The sequence below is a fragment of the Bilophila wadsworthia ATCC 49260 genome (assembly GCF_000701705.1).
GTDB lineage: Bacteria > Desulfobacterota > Desulfovibrionia > Desulfovibrionales > Desulfovibrionaceae > Bilophila > Bilophila wadsworthia.
In genome coordinates this window covers 1-5,745 of the sequence record NZ_JNJP01000144.1, presented here as the reverse complement: position 1 = coordinate 5,745, position 5,745 = coordinate 1, and the positions used below count along the sequence as shown (strand labels likewise).

The window sequence follows — 5,745 nt, the reverse complement described above, 5'->3', positions numbered from 1 at the left end:
TCAGAAAGTCCTCCCCGCCCCCTCCAATCTTATCTCTCCCTCTTTCTCCTTTCCCTTTCCGCAAAAGCGTTCCTGTTCCCCTGCGTGCGGGGGCGTTGGCCGGAGGGCCTGCCGAGCAGGATCTCGTGCTGGCGGCGGCGCTCTTCATCCGTCCGGGCCACATAAATGGGCGCACCGTCCGGGGTACAGCGGGCGTAATACATGGCCGTCGCCACCGTGCCCGGCGTGGGGATGAAGCACTGTACCTGACGGGGCGACCAGTTCCGGGCCGCAAGCCAGTCCCCGAGCTGGCGCATGTGCGCGTCGGTACAGCCGGGAAAGGCGCTCATGAGGTAGGGGATGACGTACTGTTCCTTGCCGTGGGCTTCGGAGTAACGGACAAAGGCTTCGAGGAAGGCTTCAAAGGGCTTCATGCCGGGCTTGCGCATGAGGTCGAGGACATCGGGCACGCAATGCTCGGGCGCGATTTTGAGCTGCCCGCCGGTGAACTCGCCGGTATAGGCCGCAAGCGCGGTGGCATCCTTGAGCGCGAGATCGAAGCGCACGCCGCTGGCAACCCGGACATGCTTCACGCCGGGCGTGGCCTGCACGTCGCGGAGGAGATCGATGCAGGCGCGCTGATCCACGGAAAAGCCTTTGCAGATGGACGGATACATGCAGCTGTCGCGTCGGCACTTGGAAGGATCGAGGCGGCAGGCCGCGCCCCACATATTCGCGCTCGGGCCGCCCACGTCGGAAATGGAACCGCCGCGCGGCATGGCGGCAATGCGTTTTGCCTCGTCGAGGATGGACGCTTCGGAACGGGAGGCGATGCGGCGGCCCTGATGGAGGGCCAGCGAGCAGAACGAGCACCCGCCCCCGCAGCCGCGATGGGTGGTGATGCTCGTGGCGATCATTTCCACCGCCGGGATCGGTTCCTTGTAGGAAGGATGCGGACGCCGCGAGAACGGCAGGGCGTACAGGCCGTCCAGTTCTTCGGTGGTCAGGGGCGCGGCGGGAGGCATGAGGAGGACCGTGCGGTCGCCGTTGGGCTGCGCGAGGATGCGGCGGGACTGGTGGGTCTCGCGCTCAAGCCGGACGGTCCCGTCCAGATAGGCGCGGGGCACGGCAAGCATCTCGTCGTGCGAGGGCAGGCGGACAAGCTCAAGGCCGTCCAGCTCCTCGGCATCGGAGGGAATGGAGGCTGTTTTGACGAGCCGCGCCGTACCGGGAATCCCGGCCCAGAGGTCCGGCCACAGCTCCCCATCCACGGGTTCCAGCACGGACAGATCGCCCACGAGTTCGGCCACGGCGTCGAGCCGCCGGGCGACATCGAGGAGGGCGCGCTCGCCCATGCCGCAGGAAAGGATGTCCAGCCGGGCGTCGAACAGGATGGAACGGCGCAGGCTATCGGCCCAAAAATCGTAATGGGTGATGCGGCGGAGCGAGGCTTCGATGCCTCCGGCGAGCAGGGGCAGGCCGGGGAATGCCTTGCGGATCAGCCCCGCGTAGACGATGACGGCGCGGTTGGGGCGCGATCCGGCTTCGCCGCCGGGCGTGTAGGCGTCATCGTGGCGTTTTTTGCGGAACGCCGTGTAGTGCGCCAGCATGGAATCCAGCGCCCCGGCGCTCACCCCGGCGAACAGGCGGGGGCGGCCCATGCGGGCGAGGTCGGCGATGCCCTGCCCCTCGTCCTTCCAGCGCGGCTGGGCCACGATGCCCACGCGGTAGCCGTGTCCGACCAGCCAGCGGCCGAGCAGGGGCACGCCGAAGGAAGGATGATCCACGTAGGCGTCGCCCGTGACAAGAAGTATATCAAGGGAATCCCACCCGATGGCGTCCATTTCGGCGCGGGTGGTGGGCAAGAACGGCGGTTGCGGCAGCGGCGTGCGCGCGGGGAGTGTAAGATCGAACATGCCCGGTAGTATAAGGCAGGGAAAACCGGAAGGAAAGGCTGATTCTCGGCCCCAGCGGGGGCGGCATGAAAACCTTGTGCGCTCCCTTTGCTTTTCCCGGCTTGAAGGGTACAACGGGACGGTCCCGCCAACCCTTTTTCCCGCGCCCTCGCGCTCAGAACATCATGGCACGAATCGCCCTCATCCTGCCCCGTCTCAGCCGTTACGGAGGCGTCGAACAGTTTGCCTTCCGCCTTGCCGAAGCGCTGGCGGAAACCCGCAACAGCGAACACGAGGTGGAATTCATCTGCGCCCGTTCCGAGTGTCTGCCGCCGGTCGGCGTGCGGACGCATATCGTCGGACGCCCCGGCGGATTGAAGTTCATCAAGATGCTCTGGTTTCTTATCCGGGCCGAGCAGGTGCGCAAGCGCGGCAACTACGATCTGGTTATCAGCCTCGGCAAGACGTGGAATCAGGACATGATGCGCGTGGGCGGCGGCCCGCAGAAAACTTTCTGGGAGCTTTCCGAGAAGGCGTGGCCCGCCGGTTTTTCCCGTTGGTTCAAGCACCTGCGCCGTCGCTTGTTGCCCTCCAACTGGCTGACCCGGATCATCGACAACCACCAGTACCGCAGCGGCTGCCGGATCATCTGCGTGTCCGACGCGGTGCGCCACTGGACGCAAAAGGCGTATCCCGGCATTCCCGTGCCGGAGGTCATCTACAATCTGCCGGATCTTTCCCGCTTCACGCCGCCGACGCCCGAGCAGAAGCTGCTTTCGCGCATCGCCCTGAACATCGACAACAATCATGTCGCCATCGCCACCGCGACCAGCAATTTCGCCCTCAAGGGCACGGGGATCCTTATCCGTTCCGTGGCGATGCTTCCCGAGACTGTGCATCTGTTCATCGCCGGGGGGCGGGATTCCGAGCCCTACCAGCGGCTTGCGAAAAAGCTCGGCGTGGCCGGGCGTATCCATTTTCTCGGCAAGGTGGAGGACATGCCCGCGTTGTACCGGGCAATGGATCTGTTCGTCCTGCCTTCGTTTTATGACGCCTGTTCCAACGCGGTGCTTGAGGCGTTGGCCTGCGGGCTCAAGGTGTTGTCCACAACGGCCAACGGTTCCAGCGTGTTTCTGCCGCAGGAGCACGTCACCCCCGATCCCGGCGACGCCGAGGATCTCGCCGCGCGTATCAAGGTGCTGATCGACGAGCCCGCGCCCGGGCCGTTCCGTATTCCCGATCATATTCAGGCCGGGCTCGACACATGGGTACAGGTCGTCAACGAGGAGTGCGATCAGCGTACGGGAAAGAGCGGCGAGGTGAGAGAAAGGAAGGCGGACGGGACAGAGGAAAATGAGGGAAACGGGAAGAAACCCCATCCTTCACCTTCCCAAGATTTCTGATTGGCGGGGAGGCCGCGCGGAGGGAGCCCCTTCCGGGGGGAAGCGGCGGATATTGAAAAAAAGAGCCTGAACGGTGTTTCGTTCAGGCTCTTTTCTTTGCCGTTCATTATGGGATGCTTTTTTCTATTCGCCCCATCCGATGCTTTGGGAAATCAGGATATGCTTGGAGTTGGGGAGGCCGAGGGCGGAAGCGAGGCCTTCGGCGTCGTAGGAAGCGCGGACGACATTGTGCAGCCCCACGGAGGCGCAGAACAAGCCCACGTTCTGGTAGGCGGAACCCGTATGCATGGCCGCGAAAAGCTCTTTGCTGTTTTTCTGGGTGTCGGTGACGTAAACCAGCCCTACCGGGGCTTCGCGGACAAAGCCCTGCCCGGCGAGGAAGTTGCGCAGGTCGGAGGAGCTGACCTGTTCGAGGCTGTGTTTCGGGGCGTCGTAGAGCCATGCTCCGTCGCTGCGGAGGACGTAGATTTCAAGATCCTGCCGGTTCTGGGCCGTGGGGATGGTCCGTTTTCCGTTGGGGCGGTTCACGCCGTACGCGGCCCAGAGCAAATCGCCGAGCAGTTTGTCGGAAAGCGGCTTGGCGGTGAACGAGCGGTTTGTCGCCCGTCCGCTGAGCGTTTGCATGAGCGGCTTTCCCCCCTTGGTATCGGGAGGGGGGAATGCAAGGGAGGTGGCGGCCTGCGCCGTGCCCACCATGAGGAAGAGACAGGCGGCCAATACCGGAATGAACCGTTTCGTCATAGCGTGGACTCCTTGGAAAAGAGGCGGCCTCGGAGGGATGGCCTCCGTTCGGCGGAAGGATGCGGGTTATCATGGGGTGGTTACAGACTGGAAATACGCGTAGCCTGCCCTGAAAAAGGAGGATAACCATGAAATGGGGACTGTCCATATTGGCGCTGTGCGCGTTGCTTGCCGCAACCGCGCCGGAGGGCGGAGCGGCGGAGCAGGGTGGCGGTGATGCAAAACTTTTGAAGATGGTGGTGTTGTCGCGGCATGGGGTCCGCTCGCCCACGCAATCTTCCGAAACGCTTGGGAGCTGGAGCCGCAAGGACTGGCCCGAGTGGCCCGTGAAGCGCGGCGAGCTGACCCCGCGCGGGGCCAAGCTGGTCACCGCGATGTGGGAACAGGAGGCGGCATTTTTACGCGAGGCCGGTTTACTGCCCTCAAAAGGTTGCCCGGAGGCCGGGACGATAGCCGTCCGTGCCGATCGGGATCAGCGTACGCGGGTCACGGGAGAGGCCGTGCTCGAGGGGCTGGCTCCGGGGTGCGGGTTCAAGCCTATCGTGAACGAGACGGACCATCCCGATCCGCTGTTCCATCCGTTGGAGGCCGGATATTGCGCGCTCGATCCCGCCGTTGTTCGCAAGGAAATTCCCGTCGGCGCGATTGAGGGGCTTGAGCAGTCGCTCTCGGGCCCCATAGGTGAATTGGCGGCCATCCTTGGCCCCGCGTCTCCCGAATTTTGCCGCAAGCATCAACTGCCCGAAGGGTGTACGGTAGCGGACGTGCCCACGCGCCTGACGCTTGCCAAGGACAACCGCACGGTCCACCTCGACGGCAAGCTGGGGACGGCTTCAAGCGCGGCGGAAATCATGCTGCTGGAGTATGGCCAGTGGGATCATCCCGCCGGATGGGGAGCCGTGGACAAGGGGGCGCTGCAACGCCTGCTCCCGGTGCACAGCACGGTCTTCGACGCCGTGAACCGTGCGCCTTCCGTGGCCGCCGGGCGCGGAAGCGAATTGCTGCTGGATATGGCGAACGCGCTTACGGGCCGGTATGCCGATCCCGCCGTGAACAAGGCGAAGGTTGTGGTGTTCGTTGGGCACGATACGAATATTGCGAACATCGGCGGTATGCTCGGCCTGCATTGGCAGCTCCCCGGCTATGCGCCCGATGAAATTCCCCCGGCAAGCGCGCTGGTGCTGACGCTGTGGCTGCAAAACGACGTCTATCAGCTCCGGGCCCGGATGATCGGGCAGTCGCTGGATACGCTGCACGATCCCGCCATGAAGGGCGAGGTCTTGAGGCAGGATATTGAGGTGCCGTGGTGCGGCCCGTATGAGGACGGCAAGAACTGTACGCTGACCGATTTCGAATTGCGCGTCCGCGATGTGCTCCGCCCCGAGTGCGTCCGGGAACGTTAGAAGAAGGCGTCAAAGAGACCGTCCGCCTCGTTTCGCCGTCTGACGGCATGAAGCTCTCGGTTCCCTTCAAAACATGATGAAGCGGCCCCATGTCCGGTACAAGCCGGATATGGAGCCGCTTCTTTGTACCTGAAGGCAGCCGTCCTTCTCCTGTTTTCCCGACAAAAAAATGGCGATTGATTTCGCCATGCCTCTTAAAGGGAACGCACCAGATACTGATGCAATTTACAGGTTCAGCCTGTACCCGCACGGGAAAGCCGACAGGGGGGATTCGATAAGGCCGAAAGTCTTGGGAGGGAGAGGGGTGGGGTTTGGGGAGGGGGG

General features: G+C 63.7%; 4 protein-coding genes. 2 read left to right on the top strand and 2 right to left on the bottom strand.

Going from position 1 to position 5,745, the window contains the following annotated elements:
• Positions 1–29 precede the first annotated feature (29 nt).
• Positions 30–1,895, bottom strand: coding sequence for a YgiQ family radical SAM protein (locus T370_RS0121150; RefSeq protein WP_005028272.1), 1,866 nt, complete (start codon positions 1,893–1,895; stop codon positions 30–32).
• 164 nt (positions 1,896–2,059) lie between these two features.
• On the opposite strand from T370_RS0121150, the gene T370_RS0121145 reads away from it, so the two are divergent.
• Positions 2,060–3,277 carry a glycosyltransferase family 4 protein gene (locus tag T370_RS0121145; protein WP_034507437.1) on the top strand — a complete coding sequence of 406 codons (1,218 nt, stop codon included), beginning with the start codon at positions 2,060–2,062 and terminating at the stop codon, positions 3,275–3,277.
• A 123-nt stretch (positions 3,278–3,400) separates the two neighbouring features.
• Here T370_RS0121145 and T370_RS0121140 read toward each other — a convergent pair whose 3' ends face one another.
• Positions 3,401–4,018: a SagB/ThcOx family dehydrogenase gene (locus tag T370_RS0121140; protein ID WP_005028275.1), complete on the bottom strand. Its 618-nt coding sequence runs from the start codon at positions 4,016–4,018 to the stop codon at positions 3,401–3,403.
• A 128-nt stretch (positions 4,019–4,146) separates the two neighbouring features.
• On the opposite strand from T370_RS0121140, the gene T370_RS0121135 reads away from it, so the two are divergent.
• The gene (locus tag T370_RS0121135; RefSeq protein ID WP_029436924.1) at positions 4,147–5,421 is read left to right on the top strand and encodes a histidine-type phosphatase; all 1,275 of its coding nucleotides are present in this window, start codon (positions 4,147–4,149) and stop codon (positions 5,419–5,421) included.
• Positions 5,422–5,745 lie beyond the last annotated feature (324 nt).